Source organism: Emcibacteraceae bacterium (genome assembly GCA_041396985.1).
Classification (GTDB): Bacteria; Pseudomonadota; Alphaproteobacteria; order Sphingomonadales; family Emcibacteraceae; genus Pseudemcibacter.
This window is the reverse complement of the sequence record JAWKXO010000003.1, coordinates 576,450-597,946: the sequence shown is the minus strand read 5'-3', so window position 1 is coordinate 597,946 and position 21,497 is coordinate 576,450. Positions and strand designations below refer to the sequence as shown.

At 43.2% G+C, this 21,497-nt stretch carries 20 protein-coding genes; 12 read left to right on the top strand and 8 right to left on the bottom strand.

The features are described 5' to 3' along the window. Window positions 1-447: 447 nt before the first annotated feature. Together R3D86_10950 and R3D86_10945 are read right to left on the bottom strand one after the other, a co-directional pair. Window positions 448-879, bottom strand: coding sequence for a CBS domain-containing protein (locus R3D86_10950; GenBank protein ID MEZ5758727.1), 432 nt, complete (start codon window positions 877-879; stop codon window positions 448-450). Between the two features lie 313 nt (window positions 880-1,192). Beyond that, window positions 1,193-3,241, bottom strand: a complete 2,049-nt coding sequence (locus tag R3D86_10945; GenBank protein ID MEZ5758726.1) for a tetratricopeptide repeat protein — start codon at window positions 3,239-3,241, stop codon at window positions 1,193-1,195. Window positions 3,242-3,672: 431 nt separating this feature from the next. Here R3D86_10945 and R3D86_10940 point away from each other — a divergent pair, with 431 nt between their 5' ends. The 4 genes from R3D86_10940 (at window position 3,673) to mscL (ending at window position 5,546) form a co-directional block, all read left to right on the top strand. Then, window positions 3,673-3,828, top strand: coding sequence for a hypothetical protein (locus R3D86_10940; GenBank protein MEZ5758725.1), 156 nt, complete (start codon window positions 3,673-3,675; stop codon window positions 3,826-3,828). 39 nt (window positions 3,829-3,867) lie between these two features. After that, window positions 3,868-4,614: a DUF481 domain-containing protein gene (locus R3D86_10935; GenBank protein MEZ5758724.1), complete on the top strand. Its 747-nt coding sequence runs from the start codon at window positions 3,868-3,870 to the stop codon at window positions 4,612-4,614. 177 nt (window positions 4,615-4,791) lie between these two features. Beyond that, window positions 4,792-5,133 (top strand): YegP family protein, encoded by a 342-nt coding sequence (locus R3D86_10930; protein ID MEZ5758723.1) that lies wholly within the window; start codon window positions 4,792-4,794, stop codon window positions 5,131-5,133. 20 nt (window positions 5,134-5,153) lie between these two features. Next, window positions 5,154-5,546, top strand: a complete 393-nt coding sequence (gene mscL, locus R3D86_10925; GenBank protein ID MEZ5758722.1) for a large-conductance mechanosensitive channel protein MscL — start codon at window positions 5,154-5,156, stop codon at window positions 5,544-5,546. A gap of 36 nt (window positions 5,547-5,582) precedes the next feature. Here the strand turns inward: mscL and R3D86_10920 are convergent, their stop codons facing one another. Continuing rightward, entirely contained in the window at window positions 5,583-6,749 is a 1,167-nt protein-coding gene (locus R3D86_10920) for a saccharopine dehydrogenase C-terminal domain-containing protein (GenBank protein ID MEZ5758721.1), read from the bottom strand. A gap of 15 nt (window positions 6,750-6,764) precedes the next feature. Further along, window positions 6,765-7,856 carry a saccharopine dehydrogenase gene (locus tag R3D86_10915; protein MEZ5758720.1) on the bottom strand — a complete coding sequence of 364 codons (1,092 nt, stop codon included), beginning with the start codon at window positions 7,854-7,856 and terminating at the stop codon, window positions 6,765-6,767. Between the two features lie 256 nt (window positions 7,857-8,112). Here R3D86_10915 and R3D86_10910 point away from each other — a divergent pair, with 256 nt between their 5' ends. Genes R3D86_10910 through murD form a run of 3 tightly spaced genes read left to right on the top strand, consistent with a single transcriptional unit; the run spans window position 8,113 to window position 11,503 of the window. After that, window positions 8,113-8,859: a DUF1499 domain-containing protein gene (locus R3D86_10910; GenBank protein ID MEZ5758719.1), complete on the top strand. Its 747-nt coding sequence runs from the start codon at window positions 8,113-8,115 to the stop codon at window positions 8,857-8,859. A 51-nt stretch (window positions 8,860-8,910) separates the two neighbouring features. Then, the gene (locus R3D86_10905) at window positions 8,911-10,248 is read left to right on the top strand and encodes a hypothetical protein (GenBank protein MEZ5758718.1); all 1,338 of its coding nucleotides are present in this window, start codon (window positions 8,911-8,913) and stop codon (window positions 10,246-10,248) included. Further along, window positions 10,223-11,503: a UDP-N-acetylmuramoyl-L-alanine--D-glutamate ligase gene (murD, locus tag R3D86_10900; protein ID MEZ5758717.1), complete on the top strand. Its 1,281-nt coding sequence runs from the start codon at window positions 10,223-10,225 to the stop codon at window positions 11,501-11,503. Before R3D86_10905 ends, murD begins: the two co-directional genes overlap by 26 nt. Here murD and R3D86_10895 read toward each other — a convergent pair. Further along, entirely contained in the window at window positions 11,500-12,432 is a 933-nt protein-coding gene (locus R3D86_10895) for a LysR family transcriptional regulator (protein MEZ5758716.1), read from the bottom strand. The genes murD and R3D86_10895 overlap by 4 nt on opposite strands. Before the next feature lie 65 nt (window positions 12,433-12,497). Here R3D86_10895 and R3D86_10890 point away from each other — a divergent pair, with 65 nt between their 5' ends. Together R3D86_10890 and dgcA are read left to right on the top strand one after the other, a co-directional pair. Beyond that, window positions 12,498-13,526, top strand: coding sequence for a DUF1611 domain-containing protein (locus R3D86_10890; GenBank protein MEZ5758715.1), 1,029 nt, complete (start codon window positions 12,498-12,500; stop codon window positions 13,524-13,526). After that, complete coding sequence (gene dgcA, locus R3D86_10885) at window positions 13,523-14,512, top strand: N-acetyl-D-Glu racemase DgcA (GenBank protein MEZ5758714.1); 990 nt, start codon at window positions 13,523-13,525, stop codon at window positions 14,510-14,512. The genes R3D86_10890 and dgcA overlap by 4 nt, the downstream gene beginning before the upstream one ends. Here the strand turns inward: dgcA and R3D86_10880 are convergent. After that, entirely contained in the window at window positions 14,480-15,799 is a 1,320-nt protein-coding gene (locus R3D86_10880) for a hypothetical protein (GenBank protein MEZ5758713.1), read from the bottom strand. The genes dgcA and R3D86_10880 overlap by 33 nt on opposite strands. A 189-nt stretch (window positions 15,800-15,988) precedes the next feature. Beyond that, window positions 15,989-16,588, bottom strand: a complete 600-nt coding sequence (locus R3D86_10875; protein ID MEZ5758712.1) for a VPLPA-CTERM sorting domain-containing protein — start codon at window positions 16,586-16,588, stop codon at window positions 15,989-15,991. A 333-nt stretch (window positions 16,589-16,921) separates the two neighbouring features. On the opposite strand from R3D86_10875, the gene R3D86_10870 reads away from it, so the two are divergent. Next, complete coding sequence (locus tag R3D86_10870; GenBank protein ID MEZ5758711.1) at window positions 16,922-17,656, top strand: ThuA domain-containing protein; 735 nt, start codon at window positions 16,922-16,924, stop codon at window positions 17,654-17,656. Window positions 17,657-17,718: 62 nt separating this feature from the next. Here the strand turns inward: R3D86_10870 and R3D86_10865 are convergent, their stop codons facing one another. Next, window positions 17,719-19,254: a tetratricopeptide repeat protein gene (locus R3D86_10865; GenBank protein MEZ5758710.1), complete on the bottom strand. Its 1,536-nt coding sequence runs from the start codon at window positions 19,252-19,254 to the stop codon at window positions 17,719-17,721. Between the two features lie 219 nt (window positions 19,255-19,473). On the opposite strand from R3D86_10865, the gene R3D86_10860 reads away from it, so the two are divergent. Together R3D86_10860 and R3D86_10855 are read left to right on the top strand one after the other, a co-directional pair. Further along, window positions 19,474-20,490, top strand: coding sequence for a Gfo/Idh/MocA family oxidoreductase (locus tag R3D86_10860; protein MEZ5758709.1), 1,017 nt, complete (start codon window positions 19,474-19,476; stop codon window positions 20,488-20,490). 204 nt (window positions 20,491-20,694) lie between these two features. Next, on the top strand, window positions 20,695-21,414 hold the full coding sequence (locus tag R3D86_10855; GenBank protein MEZ5758708.1) for a hypothetical protein: 720 nt from the start codon (window positions 20,695-20,697) through the stop codon (window positions 21,412-21,414). Window positions 21,415-21,497 lie beyond the last annotated feature (83 nt).

Genomic DNA, 21,497 nt, shown 5'->3' with positions numbered 1-21,497 from the left:
TTTCTCTTCCATCCTACAATGTCAATGACCAATAAAAAACCAACACAATTCTCACAGTTCCCACGGTTAATCCAACAATCTGCTAAACCAACCGTACGGCCCTGTGTTGCCGTGTCGGTGAAGGCGGGTTATACGGGGCCGAAACCCACTTGTAAACCCTTAATTTTGCCCTAAATGCACTTTTTTTTAAAAATCGCTGAAAACTGCGCTTTCTCACCAAAAAAAATGCCAAAAATATTGGCAGTACGTGACTGCCAAAGGGGATGCCATCCTACCATAAAGGATATGAGAATTTCAACAAATCCCGAAAAAATCAAAATGGATTATGATTTTATTCTTTATTTTCAATAACTTATCAAAAATAAAATTTCATGCATAAAACCCCGGACTTAAGCCTGGTGGTAAAAAAAATCCCCGACTCATGGCCCCGACAGGCTCAGGCCCCGATTATGTGGCAATATAGGCTTTGAGGGCTTCGGCCTCCGCCTCCGTCTCGGACATTCTTTCCTTGACCACATCGCCGATGCTGATCATGCCGACAATGGTGCCCCCGGCCCCGACCACCGGAAGGTGACGGATACGGCGGGCGGTCATGACTTCCATCACCTGTTTGATGGTGTCTTCCGCCTTACAAGTATAAACCCCCGTGGTCATGAAATCACCAACCGCCTTATCGAGGATCGGCGCGCCGGAGCGGGCAATGGCAATCACAATATCACGTTCGGATATCACCCCGCACATTTTGCCTTCCTTATCGCAAACCAGAATGGCGCCGATTTTATTTTCGCGAAGCACCTTTGCCGTTTCCAGCATGGTCGATGTGGGCTCAATTGAAATAACATCATGGCCTTTTCGGTTCAGAATATTTTTTACATACATGTGATGGCTCCTTTTTTGGTTTTGTTCTCGGTGTCACAGGGTGACACCATAGAACGGGCTCAAGGCTGCTTAATATGTTCCCGTTGTTGCTGCTCAACTACATAGAACGAGCTCAAGGCTATTTTAGTTTTGGTTCCGGTCTTGCTTTCGCAATCCCATGAACCGAGCTCAAGGCTGAATTAAATAACTTCCGAAAATGAGTGTATCATAAAAAAGAGGGCCAACAAAATGAATCTGGATAGGAATAAGCCAATCAAAGTTAAGAACGTAGTAGTTAAAAAATAACTTTAAATAATATATTGAAAAACTTTTTTTATTTCAGTTCTATTATTTGTTGGATAACTGATTCCAGAGATTGAACATTTTCAATATTCCCCTCATCCAATTCTTTAAAATACATACTTCTTAAATATTCGAGTAATCTATAATCATCGTCATATGCTTTATTAAACATTTTTAGAGCATACTCAGTTTTATCTTTTTTCAAAAAATAAACCCCATAGTCTTCATAAGGCTGAGATAAATTCGGATATTTTTTAATTTCATCCATTATTAGCTGATCAATACCGGAAACTTCATTGTTAAAAATAAGCGCCTCTTCAACCCTGCCTTTTATTCGACCATAATAAACATCCCAAGGTTTCTGTGTCTGCTTAAACAACTGTAAATAGTCAAAGAAGGCTTTAATCATTCCCTTCCAGTCTTTAACCAAGACCAGTTGATCGGCATAATAAACTTTTCTAAGTAAGACTTCATCCGGTCTACCATTTTCCATTCTTGATAATTTTTTAAATTGATGTGTAGCCTCATTAATTTTACCTTTATCACGTAGCAGAAAGGCAAAGTTTTCAACCATGTCAGCGTCATCGGGGTGGTTTTTTAAATACTTCCTTAATACAACCTCACCTTCGTCAAGTATGTTGTTTGCTTCATCCAGCCTTCCTTTTTGTTTTAGAAAATTTGAATAAAAAAGATATGCATAGAAATTGTTTGAATATTCAGACAATCGCATTTTGTACCAAAATTCCAACTCTTCATCAGTAATATTTTTTTCAAAATTAAAAGGTAACCAGTCATCTTTTGAAGGTGGATAATGAAATAAGTTTTCTTTTAATTCGGTAATATTAATACCATACAATTTTCTCTGTGAGGTATTTATGGTATCAGCAATTTGAATGTATCTAACGTACAACCACCTTTCTTTTGGAAATTTTTCAATGCCCTCTTTAATTATTTTTAATGCTATTTCAACGTTATTTCTCTCATAATAATCTGCAAAGACAAGGAATAATACCGGCTTTACTTCAGTTTTATATCTTTCCTGATCATATATTTTTTGAATGTGAGTATCTGACAACCCTTCAAAATAATTATCCAGTCGTACAAGTGAATAAGGGTTATAAATAATTGACCCTATCATTTCATCAATATATCTATTCAACACCTTTCTGCTTTTTCCTATCCAAATTTTCCGAAGTTCAGGGGCCATTTTTAAGCCCTGAGAAAACCTTGAATTATCCAGAAAATCAGCTCTCAAATCATCAAACGTATCCATAAGCGGGACAGACTTTCGATAATATTTTTCTGCCTCATTTAACTTTCCCTTATATTCCATAAACATTCCATATGACATCTGAACATAAGGGTTCGTGGGAAAGGTTTCAGTTATTTTGAGAAGAAGTTTTTGAGTTTCTTCTTTTTCTTCAGAAAACAAAATAAAGTTAGTAAGTGCTCCACCATTCAGCCGGTGGAACTCTTGATTTTTAATTTTTAATATGCGTGGGAGTTCAGCAAATAATTTATCTGTATATCCAAGATTATATAAGTAGCTAAGATATAAATACTGCGCCTCATAACCATTATCAGACTTTGCTGAGACATTTGCAGCCACTTTTAAGGCTTCATCAAAATCCCCTTTTTCATAGAACAACTGAGCAAGTTCATACTGCAATTTCAAATTATCAGGAAAAATCTCAAGATTTCGTTTGAAGAAATTTATTTGCGCATCGATATTTTTTTTGTAGTGCCAGCGGTTCAACATATATGCTTCATATTTTGAGCCGCAAAAATAAATTTCACCTATAAATTGAGGCGGACAATCAATAGGCAAAAGTCCGTTCTCTATCGCTTTATAAAAAAGCTTATCACTTTCTACTACATCAGTTTCTATAAGAGCATTGGCATATTCAATAATTGTGTGCCAGTCATTCGGGTTTTTCTCATAAGCAATCTTCAAAAGGGAAGGCCGATATGACTCACCCAAATATTTTGCCATTGCTATATATGACCTGCCAGTATTCTTATAAGGCGGTGCATAGGACATAAATACCTGAAGAGCTTTGTCAAATTCACCAGCGTCCATATATTTCAATATGTCCTGCTTTGGCATTTGAGCAATAGATGAAAAAGAGAAAGAGAGAATAAAAAGAAAAATAAATAAAATTATTCGCACATATACCCCAATCGTATAACAATGAAATTGCATTAAACATTAGTTCAACAATCTATTTCGGTCAAGGAACCATCCTATCAACAGAGCAACAAGAAATTTTTTTATTTTCCTCTTTTACGAGCAATTTCTATCAAGTGTTTAGGGATTAAAACTTTCTTTGAATAGCGTTTTACTTTGACTAGAACCGGGTTTATTGCACAATTAAACGGCGAAACTTGACCATTAAGTCATTGAAAATAAATAAAACATGCTATGCCGCGGCAATGCTGAAAGTGAAGGTGAAGAGTGAAAGTGAATATATATAAAAAAATATATATAAAAAAGGTCGGGTATTTTGGCGAATGAAAAATTGGATTCCTGCCTTCGCAGAAATGACGATTGAAAAATGTATAAATGTCGCCCCTTTATTAAGCCATAAATGGTTTGGTCAAGCCAATAATCCGCATCGTGAAAGCCAGCTCAAATCCGTGCTGGGTCTTATTTTGGGCACAATTTAATGTCATCAGCACTTTTTTTATTTAACAGGATTAACAATAATGAAATATCAATTTGCAAAAGCCGCCCTTTTATCAACAGCCATTGCCCTGACATCACAGATGGCGTCAGCGCAGGAAAGCAACAGCAATTCAGGTGATTTATTTCTGGCTGGCTGGAAAAAGCAGCTGACATTAAGCGGTCTATATTCAACAGGGAACACATCGCAGAAATCGCTGGGCTTTGCCAGTAAGTTTATTGAAGATGAAGGCCCATACCACCAAACCGTGACGTCCTATTTTGATTTCAACCAAAGCAATCATGTTACCGACCGCCGCCGCTATGGTGTCGGCTATAAAGGTGATTATGATGTTTCCAAAACAACCTATGTTTCCGGCTTTGGCGGATTTGAAGGCGACAGTTTCGGCGCATTCAACAAAAGGTTTACGGCAACAGGCGCTTACGGGGTAAGACTGGTCGAAGATGAGGGTGTTAAATGGAGCGTTGAAGCAGGACCCGCGGTACTTTTCACAAAAGCATTGCCAACATCGGGTTATGAAACAACATTGACCGGCTATGCGGCGAGTATCTTTTCATGGACCATAAACGAAAGAAGCAGCTTTTCAAACGACACCAAAGTTTATGTCGGAAATGAAGTTGTGATTGAAAACAAGTCTGCTTTTTCAGTGAAAATGAGTGATGCCTTAAGTGCACAGCTAGCGTTTGATGTGCTTTATAACAGAGATGCGCCAATTGGCCGCAAATCAACTGACACCATTACACGCCTTGGCATTCAGTACGATTTCTAATTTTAAATACCGGCTTTAAAAAAGAGCCTTTCAACGGCGGGGAAAGATAATGATTAAAATTATTTTTCTTCGCCGTTTCATTATTTCCCCCATAAAGAGTAAAATATTTTTGATTTTGGTTAATATTGCGTTAACCATAATATTATGATTTAATCATATAACAGAAAAAGGAGTAATATGATGGCGGGAAAATTTGAACTATATAAAGATAATGCAGGTGAGTTTCGGTTTCGTTTGAAAGCCGGAAATCATGAAAATATTGGGGCGTCCGAAGGCTATAAATCCAAGTCCGGTGCGGAAAATGGCATAAAGTCCGTAAAGACAAATGCCCCAATAGATGAACGATACGAAACTTTTGAGGGTAAAAACGGTAAATTTTATTTTCATTTAAAAGCCGCAAACCACGAAGTTATTTTAAGCAGCCAGGGATATTCGGATCATAGCGGCGCCAAAGCCGGTATTGACGCTGTAAAAAGAGCCGCTGCTGATGCAGAAACAGAAGATTTAACAAAAAAATAGGAACAAAAAAAATGGGAATAATGTCAGAATTCAGAGATTTTGCAGTCAGAGGCAATGTCGTTGATATGGCCGTCGGTATCATTATCGGCGGTGCGTTTGGTAAAATTGTCAGTTCACTTGTGAATGATATTATTTTGCCACCTATCGGGCTGCTTTTAGGCGGGGTGGATTTTTCCGATCTGTCAATAGAGCTTAAGGCGGCGGCAGGGGAAGCGGCAGCGGTGAGTTTAAATTATGGCGCCTTCATTCAGTCAGTCATTGATTTTACAATTATTGCTTTTGCCATTTTTATCATGATCAAATGGATGAACAGCTTAAAAAAAGAGGAAGCAGCAGCCCCGGAAGCACCGGCTGAACCACCAAAGGAACAGCTTTTGCTTGAGGAAATCAGGGACCTTCTTAAAAAAGGATAAGCTTTTTTAAGATAATCAGGCTTTTTTCAATCCTGCTTAAAGATCAACATTGACGGCCTTGACCTCAACCCCGTTTTGGGCAAGGCCGTGAAGCCAGCGTTTTGCTTCCGCTACATCATGGGGCGCGGCCTGGACACCGGGGGCAAGACGCCCTTCCATTAAAGCACTGACCGCTTCGGCCACCGTATAGGAAACGGTGTTGGCCATGGCCGACTGCCAGCCGCTGCCGGTGGCATCAACGGTGAGCGAGCCATGCCATTCCTTACCGTTTTCATCAACGGATGTCAGGGCCACATAAAGCAGGACGCGGTCTTCTTCGCCGTCCGCATATTGATGTTCGGCCCAGAGCTTATCGGAAAGGGCCCGAAGATCTTCAGGGCTGATATTTTTAAGCTGGGTAAATATGTCTTTCCATGCGGTCTTCCAGCCGGACATGCGCAGGGTACCGCGGACAAAATTGCGTAAATTCTTTTCGTCCTCAAGTCCATATTCGGCAATGAACGGAAGACTGTTGCGGTTGGCGTATGCCTCAAACATTTCACCGTGGATAGGCAGCTTTGAGACCGCTTCCCACGCGGTCGGGATGGTTGTTTCAGCACCATCTTTCAGGAGCTGGGCCGGATTGGTCAGGGCGCTTAAAACGCCAAACGGGGTCCAGCTGAATTTATAGGTAAAGGGTGTTTCCTGCGCCGGGAAGCCACCACAGTAGGAGACAAAATCGATCCTGTTGCCTTTGCCGAGCTGCCCGTCCCTTCGCGCCTGGTCAACCAGCACATGGGTCAGCAGATGGTCAATCCCCGGATCAAGGCCCACTTCATTGACAAAGGAAAGCCCCCTGGCCGCCGCCGCATCATCAAGAGCACGCATACCGTCACTGATATAGCTTGAGGTCACCAGATGGCAGTTTTCCTGTAGCGCGATACCCGCCACCTGCACATGAAAGGCGGCCGGCAGCATGGAAATGATTATGTCACCTTCGTTAAGGGCAGAGCGGAAGGTCGCGATTGAAGCCTCATCGCTTAAGTCAAGCTTGCAGACGTTTAATTTCGTGCCCTTGTTCACTTTGGTCGCCAGGTCACTGGCGCGGTCAAGCACCATGTCCCATACTGTGGCCTCTCCCCATTTATTAACGAGAGAGACAAGACCGGGACCGGAGGCAAGACCGGCGCCGATCCAGTGAATTGAAGGCTTATTGGCGGACATGACTATTCCTTTATTTTAACTGTTATTCATTCTGGCGACCGCTTCATCGAAGCTGGCCTTGGCGGATTGCCAGGGCTGTTCATTTTCGCGGTTTCTTAGCAGTTTAAGATGCGGCAGCATCAGTTCGGCGAATTCCTCGCTGCTTTCGCGCGGCAAAAGCGATGGCAGATTGTCAATGGCAATCAGATCAACGGTTTTACCACCCTCGCCCTCAACCTTGATATAGGCCTTATCCCATGAGGTCGGTTCATTATAAATCGGCACGGGGTTAAAATCGCTGAACGGATCGCAGCCGACATCGGCCACAATGGAAAGGCGGGTGCCGGGCTTAATGTCCTCTTTGCGGATGAAAGGCGGAATTTTACTTTTTACAAAGGCACAGTTGATCATGATATCATGGGCGGAAACGGCGTCACGATCGATATTGACAGTGTCTTTTGAATCCCATCGGGTAATTTCCGCTCCGTGACGTTCGCAGATATCAGCCGCGCCATGACCGCAGCGGCCACCTGCACCGATAATAAGCACTTTCGGTTTTTTGACGCCTTCGCCGATTTTTGCGATGGTTTCGTCCAGAATATCAGCATTTTCAAAGGGTGTCAGCGTATTATCAAGATAGCTTTTGCCACCGGACTGGACACTGAACCAGTGCAGAAGAGAGAGTGCCGCCCCCATATAGCCGGCACGATAACCAAAAGCGACATACCGGGTGCCGTTTTCACGGGTCATATATTCAATATCCAGAAGGTCGGCGCCGCCTTTAACAAAGCGGGTCAGCATCTCTTTCCAGCCGGTCTGGTTTTTATAGGCATGAGCAAAAAGGATATGCGGGTTTTTAATCACGGCCGGCTCGTCGGGCAGTTCCTTAAGCCCAAGAATAAGTGCATCTGCGGGCGGGCTCATCCAGCCACCGGCCTCCACCATAAGGCAGCCAGCGGCTTCATAGTCCTGATCATCAATGATGCGGTTTTCAGAACGCTCAACCACAACATTATATCCTGCGTCCAGCAGTTCCCTTGCGCCCGCGGCAAGAAGCGGGGTTCTGCGCTCGGTCGGGCGGCTTTCACTTCGAAGCCATATGGTCTTAATTTCACACTTATTTGTCATACTTTTAATCCAGTACACTGTTCCAGTAATTTTACAAAAAAACACTTAATAAAGACTATTATAGTCCATGTAAAGCGTAGCGAACATCTATATTGTTCAAATGTACAATAAATATTATGGCTTATTCGAAACACCCTACACCCAATACTGCATAAGATATTTTGTCTGGAAGAAATAGTGATTTGCCTTTAGAAGAATTTGGGTTTACACTGCGCATCATAAAAAAACCTTTGCACAAAAGATCAAGAGGCTTCAGATGATAATCGGGAAAAAAAGACCGTCGAGATTTGCAACAGTGGTCCTTATCATTGCCCTGCTCGGCGGGCTTGCAGCACTACTTATGCTGTTCGGAGCATCCATGGGACTTTGGGAACCGCTCGCCGGGTTCAGATACAGCCGAATGTATAATAACAATATCGGCTATGTGGTTAGCGGGCTTTCCGCCGTGTGTCTTTTATATCTTCTGACCCAGAAAAAGCTGATGGGCAAGAAAAAGGCGATATTATCCCTTATTATCGGGCTGGCCATTCTATTTCCGGTTATCAAATCCAAAGTCACTGAAACAGTCAAATATCCGCCCATTCATGACATCACCACGGATACGGTAAATCCGCCACAGTTTATTACCCTGACCGATGACCGTCCAGGGGCAAGAAACACACTTGTTTATGGTGGCCCTGAGATCGCTGCCCAGCAGACAGCTGCCTTCCCCGATATCAAACCGATTATGTCGGACCTTAATCCTGACCAGGCCTATCAGAAAGCGCTGTCAGTGGGTAAGGCCATGGGCTGGGAAATAGTCAGCATGGATCCGTCAAAACACCGCTTTGAAGGAACAGCAAGAACACCATTTTTCAAATTTGTTGATGATACTGTTGTCGTGGTTTCTGAAATGCCTTCCGGCAGCCGTATTGATGTGCGCAGTGTATCACGGGTCGGGGTCGGTGATATCGGCGTAAATGCAAAACGGATCAGAAAATTTATCGAGCTTTATAATCAGTAATAAGATTATTTATGTCTTGTTTTTGCCGTAAAAGTAAGTGAAAACAGGACCATGAACGCTTTTATATTCAGATCATCAAAATATGTCATGGAAACCCGGACAATTGAGCTGGGCTATGCCTATGAGGGTGGGCCGAAATTTACTGAAACCATCCATTTCCCCGGAGCAAGGGACCATTTAAGCAATGCCGAAATGGACGCCCTTGATAAAGCGATACGCGGGCTCCACCTGGCGGCAGGGATCAGCTATTACAAGGCATACTGCCCCAAAGATATCAGGATCGAAAATCATACCCTGACCAAAGAGGAAGCGGATTTTTTCTTTAAATTTTACCGTCATGGCCTTGGTGAATTTTCGGTGGAAAATAATATTGACTTAAGCGGTGTTATCCGTTTTCCGGTAAACTCAAACCATCACCTGAGCCCCAGTGATATACCCCTTGCCGCCGGCGCCGTGGTACCGATCGGTGGTGGCAAGGACAGTATCGTATCCCTTGAAGCTCTGAAAGCGGCAGGACATCCATTAAGGATGATTGCCATTAATGCCGGGCCACCGATCAGAAATGTGATGGATGCATCGGGTGAAATTGAGCAAATTCATATTAAAAGAACGCTTGACCCGAAATTATTCACACTTAATGAACAGGGTGCCATGAACGGCCATGTACCGATCACGGGCATTCTTTCCTTTATCATGGCGTGTGGCGCGGTGCTTTATGGCTATGACAGTGTTGTGATGTCAAACGAAGGATCCGCCAGCGAAGGCAATATGGAATTTGGCGGCATTGAGGTTAATCATCAATATAGCAAATCGCTTGAATTCGAGCTGGATTTTGAAAGATATATTCGCAAAACCGCCCTTAGCCATTTTAAATATTTTTCGCTTCTGCGCCCTTTAAATGAAACCGGTATTGCCGCACTTTTCTCGACGTTAAGTCAATATTTTGATGTCTTTAAAAGCTGTAACCGCAATTTTCATATTGATGAAGGGGCGAGGCAGTATGGCTGGTGCTGTGACTGCCCGAAATGCCGGTTTGTGTTTTTGGCTCTCTCCCCTTTCATTGCGCGGGAAAGACTGATTAAAATTTTCGGCAAAAATATGCTTAACGATGAAAGTCAGGAAGACGGCTTTCGTGAACTTTGCGGGCTTAAAGGACATAAACCCTTTGAATGTGTCGGTGAAATTGAGGAATGCCGGCAGATTATAAAATGCCTGACCACCACCGATTGGGCCAATGATATAATTGTCAAAAAGCTTGAGAACGAAATAGACAGCGAAGCCTTAAGCGTGGCTGAGCTTAAGACACAGGCCCTAAGCTTTAAATATCCCCATAATATCCCGAAACAGTATCTGGAGAGTCTTAATGATTTTATCAGAGCTGCAAAATAAGCGCATTGCCCTTTGGGGCATGGGACGGGAGGGAAAAGCAACCCTTGATTTTTTGCGACGTGAATTGCCGGAGCAGAAGTATATCATCATCAACCGCGACCCATGGGAAGGCGATGAAACATATATTCCTGAAGCAGAACTTATTGATCATCTTGATCAGTTTGACGTGGTCATTAAATCACCGGGAATAAGTTATTATCATGATATGGTTGGTAAAATGTTTGACCGGGGCATAACGGTGACATCAGCAACCAATATCTGGTTTTCACTGCCAAAACATGGAAAGGTCATTGCCATTACCGGCAGCAATGGCAAAAGCACAACGAGTGCCCTGACCCATCATATCTTAAAAAAGCTGGGGTATAACGCGGCGCTTGGCGGCAATATCGGCACGCCGCTTTTATCCCTGCCACTGGATGCGGATTATTATGTGGTCGAGCTGTCCAGTTACCAGACATGCGATCTCAAGCATGCGCCGGATATCGCCGTACTCCTGAATTTATTTCCCGAACATATTCAGTGGCACAGAAGCCATGAAAATTATTACCGGGACAAATCCAATCTGCTGCGACTTGGCGCGAAGGTAAATATTGCCAATGCTCATGAGCCAAGGCTGGCGGACACAAAAAATAAACTGACCTTCAATGACCGTTCAAAAATTCATTTTGAAAACAGAATTATTTATAATGGTGACATGCCGGTCGGGGGAGCGGATAAATTCCCGCTGCTAGGGGATCATAATCTTGAAAATCTGTGTGCGGCGCTCACCATATTAAAAGCATTGGGACTGGTGATTACCGAATGCCTTAAAGCATCATACAGTTTTCAGGGCCTGAAACACCGTTTGCAGGTTATTGGCCCGATTGAGGGGCGAATGTATGTCAATGACAGCATTTCAACCGATCCGGAAGCAACCATTGCCGCGCTTAAGGCTTTTCCTCAAAAAGACATTACCGTAATCCTCGGTGGTGAGGACCGGCAGCAGGATTATGAAGCACTCTGTACCCTGATTGATGAAAATGATCATATAAAGGCCATATGCGTTTATGAAACCGGCCCACGGATTTTTGAACAGTTAAAAACAAGCCATAAATTTAAGGCCGGAACACTTGAAGAGGCCGTTACATTAGCCCGCGATATTACGCCGGTGGGCGGCTATATAGTGCTTTCCCCCGCCTCACCCAGTTATGATGCCTTCAGGGATTTTGAAGAACGCGGGGATCTGTTTTTAGAACTTGCCGAAAAAATTGACTAATACTCAAAATTGCTTTTCACAAATTTAAGAAAACCGGCACATGATTTGGAAAGCGGCCGATCTGCCACATATAACGCCTTTACATCATAGCGGATTGGCGGATTAAACCCTTTAAAACGGATATTTTCAGCCTTATTTGAGCTGGCGGTACATTGGTCAACAATGGCAATACCGCTGCCAAGCGCAACCATATTACGGGCAACAAAATAGGTCTGGGCAATGATATTGGAATGATAGCTGATCCCCCGTTCGTTCAGATGCCGATCCAGCAGGTCACTTAAAGGGCCGCTATCCTCAATACTGACATAGTTAAAGCCGATCAGATCCTCAAGCTTTAAGCGGTCGGGATAATCATCAAATTCCCCCTTACCGTAAATACAGACCAACTCGCCATCGCCGATTTTAACTTCGGCAATCCCGTCAAATGACGACGGGTTAAGGGCAAAGCCGATTTCCTTGTCATATTCATTCAAGGTTTTCATCATGCCGCTAAAATGTTCGGTCTGATAAATAAACTGTGATTTCGGGTTGGCTTCGCGGTAGCGCTGGATCAGTTTGGGCAGGATTTCAATACTGAGCGCCGCCACCGAAACCAGCCGGATTTTTCCGTCGGCCGGGTTTTTAAGATTTTCCGCTGTGGCTTTCAGCTTGCCGATCTGACGGTAAATGGCTTCCGTTTCCTTATAAAGGATTTTGGCTTCACTGGTGGCAACAAGGCGGCCACGAACCCGGCGGAACAGCAAAAAACCGAGCTGGTCTTCGGCGTGTCTCAGCACCTTGCTCACCGTTGGCTGCGCCACATTAAGAAAGCGTGCCGCATCACTGATGGAGCCGCAGGCATATACCGCATTGAATATTTCGATCTGTCGTAAATTCATATAGACAGTATATATCAAAGTCCATAGCTTAAAGCTATAGATTACCGCCATTATTTCATATGCTTTTTTGAGGATTATCCCTTATACACTGAAACCATATTCAAAGGAGATTATTCATGACTTCAAAACATGCAAACGACAGACAACAGCTTAAAGCCCCTTATCTATTATTCCTGGGATGTGGCGACAACGAACTTTCCATTAAAACATCACGCGGTATTGCCGTATGGAACCCAGAAGTATGTTTAGGTGAAATTGCCGGAGGCAATAGTCCGCTGACCCTTGGCCTTCCGAAAATGAGCGTTAAGGAAGCCGCAGAAAAAGGCGCAAAAACATTCATCCTTGGCCTTGCCAATGCCGGTGGTTATGTTGAACCGGAGTGGGAACCTTATATTGTTGAAGCCATTGAAAACGGCCTTGATATTGCCAGCGGCCTTCACCGCAAACTGGAAGAATTCCCGGCCATTAAAGCGGCCGCAGAAAAACATGGTGTCGAACTTCATAATGTCCGTCATGGCTATACCGATCTTAAAACCGGCACCGGTGAAAAAAGAAGCGGCAAACGCATTCTCGCCGTTGGCACCGATTGTTCGGTTGGTAAAATGTATACGACCCTAGCCATTACCGAAGAAATGAAAAAACAGGGCTATGACGCTGAATTCAAGGCGACCGGGCAAACCGGTGTGATGATTGCCGGTTATGGGATCTGTATTGATGCGGTCATTTCCGACTTTATCGCAGGCGGGATAGAGGAACTTTCCCCCGCCAACAAAGAAGATCACTGGGATGTTATTGAGGGACAGGGATCGCTTTATAACCCGGCCTTTGCCGGGGTAAGCCTTGGCCTGCTGCATGGATCACAGCCGGATGTTCTGGTGATGTGCCATGAAGCCAACCGGGCGCATATCAAGGGCCTTCCCCATATGCCAATTCCTGATATGGCCGACTGTATTGAACTGAACCTGAAACATGCAAAACTGACAAATCCAAATGCTTATCTTGGCGGTATTTCCCTAAACTGCCGGGTCTTAAGCAAGGAAGAAGGCGACAGACAACGTGCCGAGCTTGAAGCAAAATTCGGGGTACCCTGCTTTGACCCGATGATCACCGGCGTCAGTTCATTCGTGGAGGCGCTTAAAAAATGAGGAAATTTGCCTACAGATCAGAAAATTTTGACCTGCATACACCCTTCGTCATTGCCCGTAGCACCAGAACGGCAACCACCGTTGTCGTTGTGGAAATTGAGGAAGGCGGCAAAAAAGGCTGGGGCGAATGTTGCCCCACTGCCCACTACGGTGAAAGCGTTGAAAGCGTAATGGCACAGATCGCGGCAATTGCCCCTAAAATGGAAGCGGGCTTAAGCCGCGAAGAATTGCAGAACGCCATGCCGGCCGGCGCGGCCAGAAATGCCGTTGATTGTGCCATGTGGGACCTCGAAGCAAAGAAGACGGGAAAAACCATTGCCGAACTGATGGGTCATAAATGGCCGGATCATCTTATGTCGGTTGAAACCATCAGCATCGGCACCGCCGAAGCAATGGGGGCGAAGGCAAAAAAACTGGCCAGTTTCCCGACCATTAAAGTCAAAATGAATGCGGAGGATGTGGTAAACCGCATCCGCGCCGTCCATAATAATGCACCGAACGCCCGGCTGATTGTTGATGCCAATGAAAGCTGGAACATTGACCTGGTCAAAGAAGTGGTGGACGAGCTTAAGGCCAATGGCGTCGTCATGCTTGAACAACCCTTACCGCCCAAGGATGATGAAAAGCTGCGCGGGCTTAATGCGCCATTGCCGCTTGGCGGTGATGAAAGCTGCCATGTCGCTGCCGACCTTGAACGGTTAAAAGGGATTTATGATGTGGTCAATATCAAGCTGGATAAAACCGGCGGCCTGACCGAGGCCAAAAAATTGCTGGACCAGGCAAAAGCTATGGGTTTTGATATCATGGTCGGCTGTATGGTCGGCACATCGCTTTCCATGGCAGCAGGCATGTTTATTGCCACAGAAGCCAGCTATGTCGATCTGGACGCACCAACCATGCTGGCGACCGACCGGGATCATGCACTGACCATTATTGATGGTAAAATGTCACCGTTAAACCCGCTTCTTTTTGGCGGTGACCAATAAAACACAGGCGATAATCCCTACCAGTAAGCCGACCCACGGCGAAAAAAAGGTAAGAAGCAATGCGACAAACACCATGACCGCCCTGTCGGTTATGGTGTTTGCTATTTTAAGCGCCAGCCTGCCGCAGGCAATCCCGGTCAGCAGCAAAGTCAGCATCAGCGCGATCGGCATAAAGGGCTTTAAGGCCGTCACCAGCGGCAGGATCAGAAACACCACCGGAATACCGTAATAATAAAAGGCGGAAATGCCGCCAATCAGGCTTTCAATTTTTTCGCGGCCCTGCTTCCAGCGTTCAATGATAATGATCTGTGCCCCCGCCCAAAGAGCCCCTTGCGTCGGAAAAAAGGGGGCGATAACCGCCATCAGAAAATTACGGATCGCCACCGCATAATGGGACCGGGTCAGATTTATATCGATCGGGTCATCGGGTCGGTATTTCTGATTATCCTCAATCAGGCTTATCCCCGTGATCAGATCCCCGAATAAAATAAGATAAGCGATAAGGGTAAGCGGCAAAGCGCTTAAAAAATAGGAAAGCGGCGGGAAGCCGATGGCAAAGGGCGACACCTTTTTCATAAGGCTCGCGAAAGGCGGGTTTAAAAAACCGGGTGTTATATCAAAACCAAGCTCCCCGGCAAGGCCGCCAAAAACCCCCGCCACAAAAAAGGATGGCAGCAACCCGAAGGATGAAATGATCGAAAATAATTTATATTTTGATTTTAGCCGCGCAAACGCCGGAAGGTAAAGAATGGTCAGGCAGACAAGTATGGCCAGGCTATAAGACACCGGCATCTTTTGAAATGCCGCCACATCATCATAAAAAATACGCTTGAACGCGGAAAGCGCCGCGCCAAGGATAATCCCGGCTTTAAGTGCCGGAGGGATAATGCCCGCCAGTTTTTGCCCCCAGCCCGTCACCCCCATAAGCAAGGTCAGAGCCGCAAAATCCAGTGACAAAGCCGTCATCATCTGAAAGCGTTCAGCCGCACCCTCATACCCGCCGATCACGAAACCAAGCACTAAGGGAAGCGCCGGGGTTATCCAGCCCGAAGCAAACGGCTCGCCAAAGATGATCACATTTGATGTCACCAGCATCATATGCAGCATGGCGATGGTCACTGCCTCCGGGAAAGTAAGGCCGAATGATGTGGTGAGTAGCGGAATAAGCGCCAATGCCGTTGATAACGATACCACCAGCCCTTGCGCCAGCTCCGGCCATTCAATCCGCATATGGATGATCGGCAGCCGCGCCCTGAACATCCCCCATTTGATCCCTGCATTTTTCATACGCTATTCATATAGCGGAAGCAGGGTAATGGGAAGAAAAGTTTTATGGTCAGGTGTCCTGATCAGGCATTGGTGAAACGAAAGGACCAGCTATAAAACAATAAACCTGATCAGAAAAACGAAATGACTGTTCCCTAACGAAAACAGTCATTCAAACGTAATAAAATTATGCAGTGTTAAAAAAGCGTCTTATGCCGTTTTGCGTCGACGAAGACCAATATTTCTGAAACCGAAAATTCCACCCAGAGCCGTAATCATCATCCACACCGCAGCAGGAAGGGGCACAGCTGAAATACCGGCAATACTGGTAATGTGGCTGACTTTGCCTATGTTACTCATATCGATGGTTTCGTCAATCCCTGCAAGAATAGACTGAAACAGGGTCAGGTTAATAACAGCATATCCGGCTTCATTGTTATTTTGGAAAACAAATGAATATTGTTTAAACTCACCACCGATATTTCCGGTCCGCAGTAAAAAATACCCGCCCTTATATGCAGGGTTTAGATCCATGGCATAAATACCCGGTGCATCGGAAAGTTCCTCGAACGGGTTATCCGCAGCGATATTCTGATAGGCAGAAGCTGTATCGGTTCCGGCACCATAGGTGTTTAAGCAGGCCACCTCGTTCGCGATCGCCGGTGTCAATCCTTGCGTACATTCACCAAGATAGGTGTCAACCAGACCAACATTTGCAACAGTGAGTGCATTGGCCGCTGAAAAAGATGTGAATACAAATGCGATAGACGCAGCTACCCCGCATTTAAAAATTTTTGTTACATTAAACATTTTTTGCCCAATTAAATAAGAATCGAATACTTCACTTACCTGTGATGATTTATACTATATTTTAGCCCTTAAATACAATAAGTATTTATAAGAGAATACTTAATAGAATCAATTAGTTATTTGTTAACCATATTCATTAACCATAATATTTTTGTCATATTTGGAAAAATTCCAGAAATAATAGATAAAAATTTATCTATTTTCTAATTCTGATTCTTGAAACGGTGCCAAAATGATGTGCTCAGCAGGTTGATAGGAAGAAAAGAATTAATTTCAATTGTACCGAAAAGGTCATTATGAAATAGTATTGAATATCAATTAAAAGGTCATGCCATGAGAATAATTTCAGCCATTTTAATATTCCTGTTCGGAACTGGCACCGTAGTGGCACAACCATCACCCAGGATTAAAGTTCTGGCATTCTCGCAGGTTGAACCGGGGATTTATCACCATCTTTCAAATCTTGACGGTATTGCACTTATTGAACAGATCGGCAAAAAACGTGGCTGGCAGGTCGACGTGACCCATGATCGCGGATCATTCAATGAAAAAAGACTGGCGCAATATGATGTCGTCGCCTTTATCAACACAACCGGCAATATACTAAACGCGGAACAGCAGACCGCCTTTGAAAATTATATTAAATCGGGCGGCGGTTTTGTCGGCACCCATTCCGCCGCCGATACCGAGCATGACTGGAAATGGTATGGGGAACTGGTCGGCGCCTATTTTGTCAGCCATCCGGAAGTGAACCAGGTCGCAAACGTCACAAAAGAAAACCCGGGTCACCCCGCCAATGCAGCGCTTGGCACTGTAATGCCGGTTATGGAGGAATGGTATAATTACACCGAAAATGTCAGGGGGAAGCCGGGTTTTACCGTGCTTCTCAGCATTGATGAAAAAAGCTATAAGGGCGGCACCATGGGCGATGATCACCCGATTGCCTGGGCGCACGTTTTTGATGGCGGCCGCGCATTTTATACCGGGCTTGGTCATACATTCCCGCCTGATCATCCCTTTATGGCTGATCATCTTGCCGGCGGCATCGAATGGGCGGCAGGGAAGTGACAGGTCAGGATTTGGATTTTAAGGTGATGATGAACGACTAAAAAATTAAATTTGATAATCTTTCACCATACATGAAAATCGACATCACGATAAATATCAAAATAATTTCTGCTATATTGTGATTGTTCATCAACTGGATGTGAAATAATCCATTCATTTGCAATCTTTATTATATCCTTTATTTGCTCTTTGGTAATCTCAGTTTCAATGATTTTGACACTTTTCATTAATTCAGGAATATATAACATGATCCCTTCCGGACCTGATAAATAGACATCTTTACCGGATGTGAATATTCTAAGCCATTTTGCCGCTTCAACATAATCCCGCACTTGTTCAGGGCCTTCCGAGTAATATGTACAAAGCAGATATTGTGATACTTTATCGTTTTGATCAGCAGCCTTTTTTAACCAATAGAGGGACTTTTCCAAATCTTTACCTACAAATTCATTACCTCTTTTATAAATCCTGCCTAATATACTTTGGGCACTGACAACGCCTTCATCAGCGTTCTTTGTGTATATTTCCATGGCCTTTAAACCTGATTTTTGAATTCTGATACCATTTTCGATCAAATACCCCATATTGACCTTTGCGGGCTCAAAATCAGCTTGCGCAGCTTTTGTCATCCAATTGGCAAATAATGCCTCATTTCGTTCTGTTCCAAGCCCATAATAATTATACATAGCAAGAAAGTGCATGGCGTAACCGCTTCCCTGTTCAGCGGCTTTATCAAACCAGTATAATGATTTTGCAAATATTTCAGGTGATCGGTTTTTTGCTGCATAACGCGTATCAATAATATTTCGAACAGCTTCCCTGAAAAGATTAGTGGCAACAATATTTTGGGCATCACGATTACCTTGTTCAGCCATAATTTCAGGAAAATAGTGAATTGAAGTAAGTGCGGATTTTGATGCTTCATGATTAAGTTTTGCTGCCTTTTCAAAAAGTTCCCTTGAATATTCCTTATCTTTATCCACGCCATTTCCATACAAATATCTTAAGGCTAACTGATAGTTTGCATCAAGATTTCCGAGTTCTGCCGCCTTTTCCAGTAGTTTTATTGCCTGACCATCTTTGCGCGTGTTTGATTTTACTTCTGCAAACTCCAACATAGCTTGAGTGTTGTTATTTTTGACGGCTATTTCCAACCATTCATTTTTCTGTTTATACATTTGGTTGAGATTAAGCGTTTTTAATGCATTTATTTCACGTAATTTTACAAAGCCGTTCATGGTATCGGCTAATATTGAAGCCACTTCATAGGCAACATCGCCGATCTGTTCTTTGGTAAGTGACTTTTCCAACTTCTTATATTTTTTTTGGGCATCTTTTTGGTAATTATAACTGGCAAAAATATAATTACGGTAGGCATTTACCGGATCAGTATTTTCTAACTCGGTGGCTTTTTTAAATTGTTCAATACCTTGGGCAATAATTTCTTCACGGTTTCGTTCAGTTTTAACAGATGGCCTAATTCGAAGATCGGGAATTCCCAAATCTACATTTCCGGTTTTTACCTGCGCCAGACAGCTAAAATCAGTAAATAAGCTCTGTGATAATGCCAGTAAAATTAAAAAGTAAAAATCCCGCATTTGTTCCCCAACTTAACAAGTTGATTAATTTACTTAAGATTGAACAGATTTGCAAATTTGTATTGTTCGTTAGTGAATATTTATAATCAAGATTAAAATGCCTTTTGGAATTTGGTTATGAATTAAAACATGAACCAAAATCAACATCGAAAACGGCTGGTTCCTAATATGTAAAAAATGCATTATATTTGTAATGAAATATCATTTTAGGAAATTTTGATGTTAAGAATTGGCATAATCGGGGCCGGGTCTATTGCCGGTGTTGTTGCCGAGGCAACAAAAAAAACGACCAGTGCAATGATCAGTGCGGTCACCAGCCGCGTAAAAAACAATGCAGAAAAATTTGCCAATTCATATGGTATTGAAACCGTTTTTGACCATTGGCAGGACATGATAGGGTCTGACAAAATTGATGCCGTATATGTGGCGACCCCCACTCAAGTTCGTGAAGAAATATGCGTTGCAGCGGCGAACGCAGGCAAGCATGTTTTTGCTGAAAAACCGTTTCACAGTCATCGATCCCTCATGAATATCATAAATGCCGCTCGCGAAAATAATGTCGCATTTATGGATGCCACCCATTTCACCCATAACCCGCGCACCGAACATTTAAAAAAGACTATAACCGATGAAATTGGCAAACTGAAATTAATAAGAAGCACATTTTATTATCCTTTTGATGACAAAAATAACATCCGGTTTGACCCTGCCAAAGAACCATTGGGATCAGTCGGTGATCTTGCATGGTATAATATGCGGGCCATTGTCGAGTTCCTTGATTCGGATGCCGACCCCGCCAGAATTACCGCCTACAGTGAGAAAGATGCGGAGACCGGCGTTATCATCCGTGCATCGGGCGCAATGATTTTTAAGGACGGTAAAATGTCCAGCTTCGATTTCGGCTTTAACGCAGGCGTTATAACTATGGATCTTGATCTGTTCGGAGATAAAGGCCTGATCAGGATGGATGATTTCGTGCTTGACTGGCATAGTGGGTTTGATTTTTCAGATGGCTATTACCCCCTTCAGTATTTTGTTCGAAAAAATCTGGATGAGCCGGACAGCTGGAAAAAAGTTGAGCTAAAAAGTGACAGGCCGCAAAAGATAGCCATGATTGAAAATTTTGTTTCCCTCACCAGAGAACCGGATGGCCAGGCGGCGGCTTCGTCAATCCAAAGAACCTTACAAACCCAGAAACTGGTTGATGCACTTTTTTCCGCCTGTAATGAAGATTAAATTTCGGCAAATCTTTGACTAAATCCGGAAAAACGTAAAATCATTATTTCTAAAATATAATCCTTTTGAACGACCACTCCCGACTCAAAGCGGCATTTGATTTTGTAATTGTAACTTAAATAAGGTCTATTTTCTATTGATTTGCATGTTTAGTTACATCTATATTCTTAAGCGTTTAAGTGATTGCATAAGGAGGGGAATGTCGTGTCTGAACAAGTAACGCAAATATCTAGAACAATTACAATTTTATCAAAAACTTTCAAACTCACTAATGATAATATAGCGACTTTATCAAGCATATTACTTTTATTCTTTGGATTAGTTATCCTCACCCTTCTTTTTTTGTATCCTATGTTTTTTTCTATTACAGGGATATCTCCCACAGAATTTTCCTGGGTTACAGTCTTTTTAAATCTTGGTTTTCTTTTAGTTATATGTGCTTTTAGCGGGTTTTATGGAGCTTTAACTGTGATAAAAACTGTTTCCTCGGATGAAGGAAAGTATGTAAGAACTGAAGTTGCTGTATCGAAGGCAGTTAAACAATCTATTCCTTTAACAATATTGCTAATAATTACAGGCCTCATAGTTGCTCTCGGTTTGACAATTTTTATAATTCCAGGAATTATATTCATAACAATGTTTTACGTTATAGTACCAATTAAAATAATAGAGAAAACTACAATTAGAGAAACGCTTGTAAGAAGCAGAGAACTTACCAAAGGAAGAAGAAGCAGTATTTTAGCCGTAATTTTTATATCAACACTTGCCTATGCTATTTGCTCTGTAATATTAAACTTTCTAGGAAGTCCGGGTTATTTGAAACTCTTACTATTAGGGTACTATATAATTTTCTCATTTGTACTTTATACCATTACATATCTGGAGATTGGTAAGGAATTAGAAACTTACAAAGCTAATATTTAAATGGTTTATTAGTGGTCACTATATATTAAGTTTACAACTGTCTGCTTTGGGTCGGAAGCGGTCAGTTATATGAGAATGTAAAC

What these genes read in the sequence shown, in the direction of transcription:
- R3D86_10950 (MEZ5758727.1), bottom strand. Translation starts at nt 879, where the DNA reads ATGTATGTAAAAAATATTCTGAACCGAAAAGGCCATGATGTTATTTCA.
- R3D86_10945 (MEZ5758726.1), bottom strand. Translation starts at nt 3,241, where the DNA reads ATGGACGCTGGTGAATTTGACAAAGCTCTTCAGGTATTTATGTCCTAT.
- R3D86_10940 (MEZ5758725.1), top strand. Translation starts at nt 3,673, where the DNA reads ATGAAAAATTGGATTCCTGCCTTCGCAGAAATGACGATTGAAAAATGT.
- R3D86_10935 (MEZ5758724.1), top strand. Translation starts at nt 3,868, where the DNA reads ATGAAATATCAATTTGCAAAAGCCGCCCTTTTATCAACAGCCATTGCC.
- R3D86_10930 (MEZ5758723.1), top strand. Translation starts at nt 4,792, where the DNA reads ATGATGGCGGGAAAATTTGAACTATATAAAGATAATGCAGGTGAGTTT.
- mscL (MEZ5758722.1), top strand. Translation starts at nt 5,154, where the DNA reads ATGTCAGAATTCAGAGATTTTGCAGTCAGAGGCAATGTCGTTGATATG.
- R3D86_10920 (MEZ5758721.1), bottom strand. Translation starts at nt 6,749, where the DNA reads ATGTCCGCCAATAAGCCTTCAATTCACTGGATCGGCGCCGGTCTTGCC.
- R3D86_10915 (MEZ5758720.1), bottom strand. Translation starts at nt 7,856, where the DNA reads ATGACAAATAAGTGTGAAATTAAGACCATATGGCTTCGAAGTGAAAGC.
- R3D86_10910 (MEZ5758719.1), top strand. Translation starts at nt 8,113, where the DNA reads ATGATAATCGGGAAAAAAAGACCGTCGAGATTTGCAACAGTGGTCCTT.
- R3D86_10905 (MEZ5758718.1), top strand. Translation starts at nt 8,911, where the DNA reads ATGAACGCTTTTATATTCAGATCATCAAAATATGTCATGGAAACCCGG.
- murD (MEZ5758717.1), top strand. Translation starts at nt 10,223, where the DNA reads ATGATTTTATCAGAGCTGCAAAATAAGCGCATTGCCCTTTGGGGCATG.
- R3D86_10895 (MEZ5758716.1), bottom strand. Translation starts at nt 12,432, where the DNA reads ATGGCGGTAATCTATAGCTTTAAGCTATGGACTTTGATATATACTGTC.
- R3D86_10890 (MEZ5758715.1), top strand. Translation starts at nt 12,498, where the DNA reads ATGACTTCAAAACATGCAAACGACAGACAACAGCTTAAAGCCCCTTAT.
- dgcA (MEZ5758714.1), top strand. Translation starts at nt 13,523, where the DNA reads ATGAGGAAATTTGCCTACAGATCAGAAAATTTTGACCTGCATACACCC.
- R3D86_10880 (MEZ5758713.1), bottom strand. Translation starts at nt 15,799, where the DNA reads ATGAAAAATGCAGGGATCAAATGGGGGATGTTCAGGGCGCGGCTGCCG.
- R3D86_10875 (MEZ5758712.1), bottom strand. Translation starts at nt 16,588, where the DNA reads ATGTTTAATGTAACAAAAATTTTTAAATGCGGGGTAGCTGCGTCTATC.
- R3D86_10870 (MEZ5758711.1), top strand. Translation starts at nt 16,922, where the DNA reads ATGAGAATAATTTCAGCCATTTTAATATTCCTGTTCGGAACTGGCACC.
- R3D86_10865 (MEZ5758710.1), bottom strand. Translation starts at nt 19,254, where the DNA reads ATGCGGGATTTTTACTTTTTAATTTTACTGGCATTATCACAGAGCTTA.
- R3D86_10860 (MEZ5758709.1), top strand. Translation starts at nt 19,474, where the DNA reads ATGTTAAGAATTGGCATAATCGGGGCCGGGTCTATTGCCGGTGTTGTT.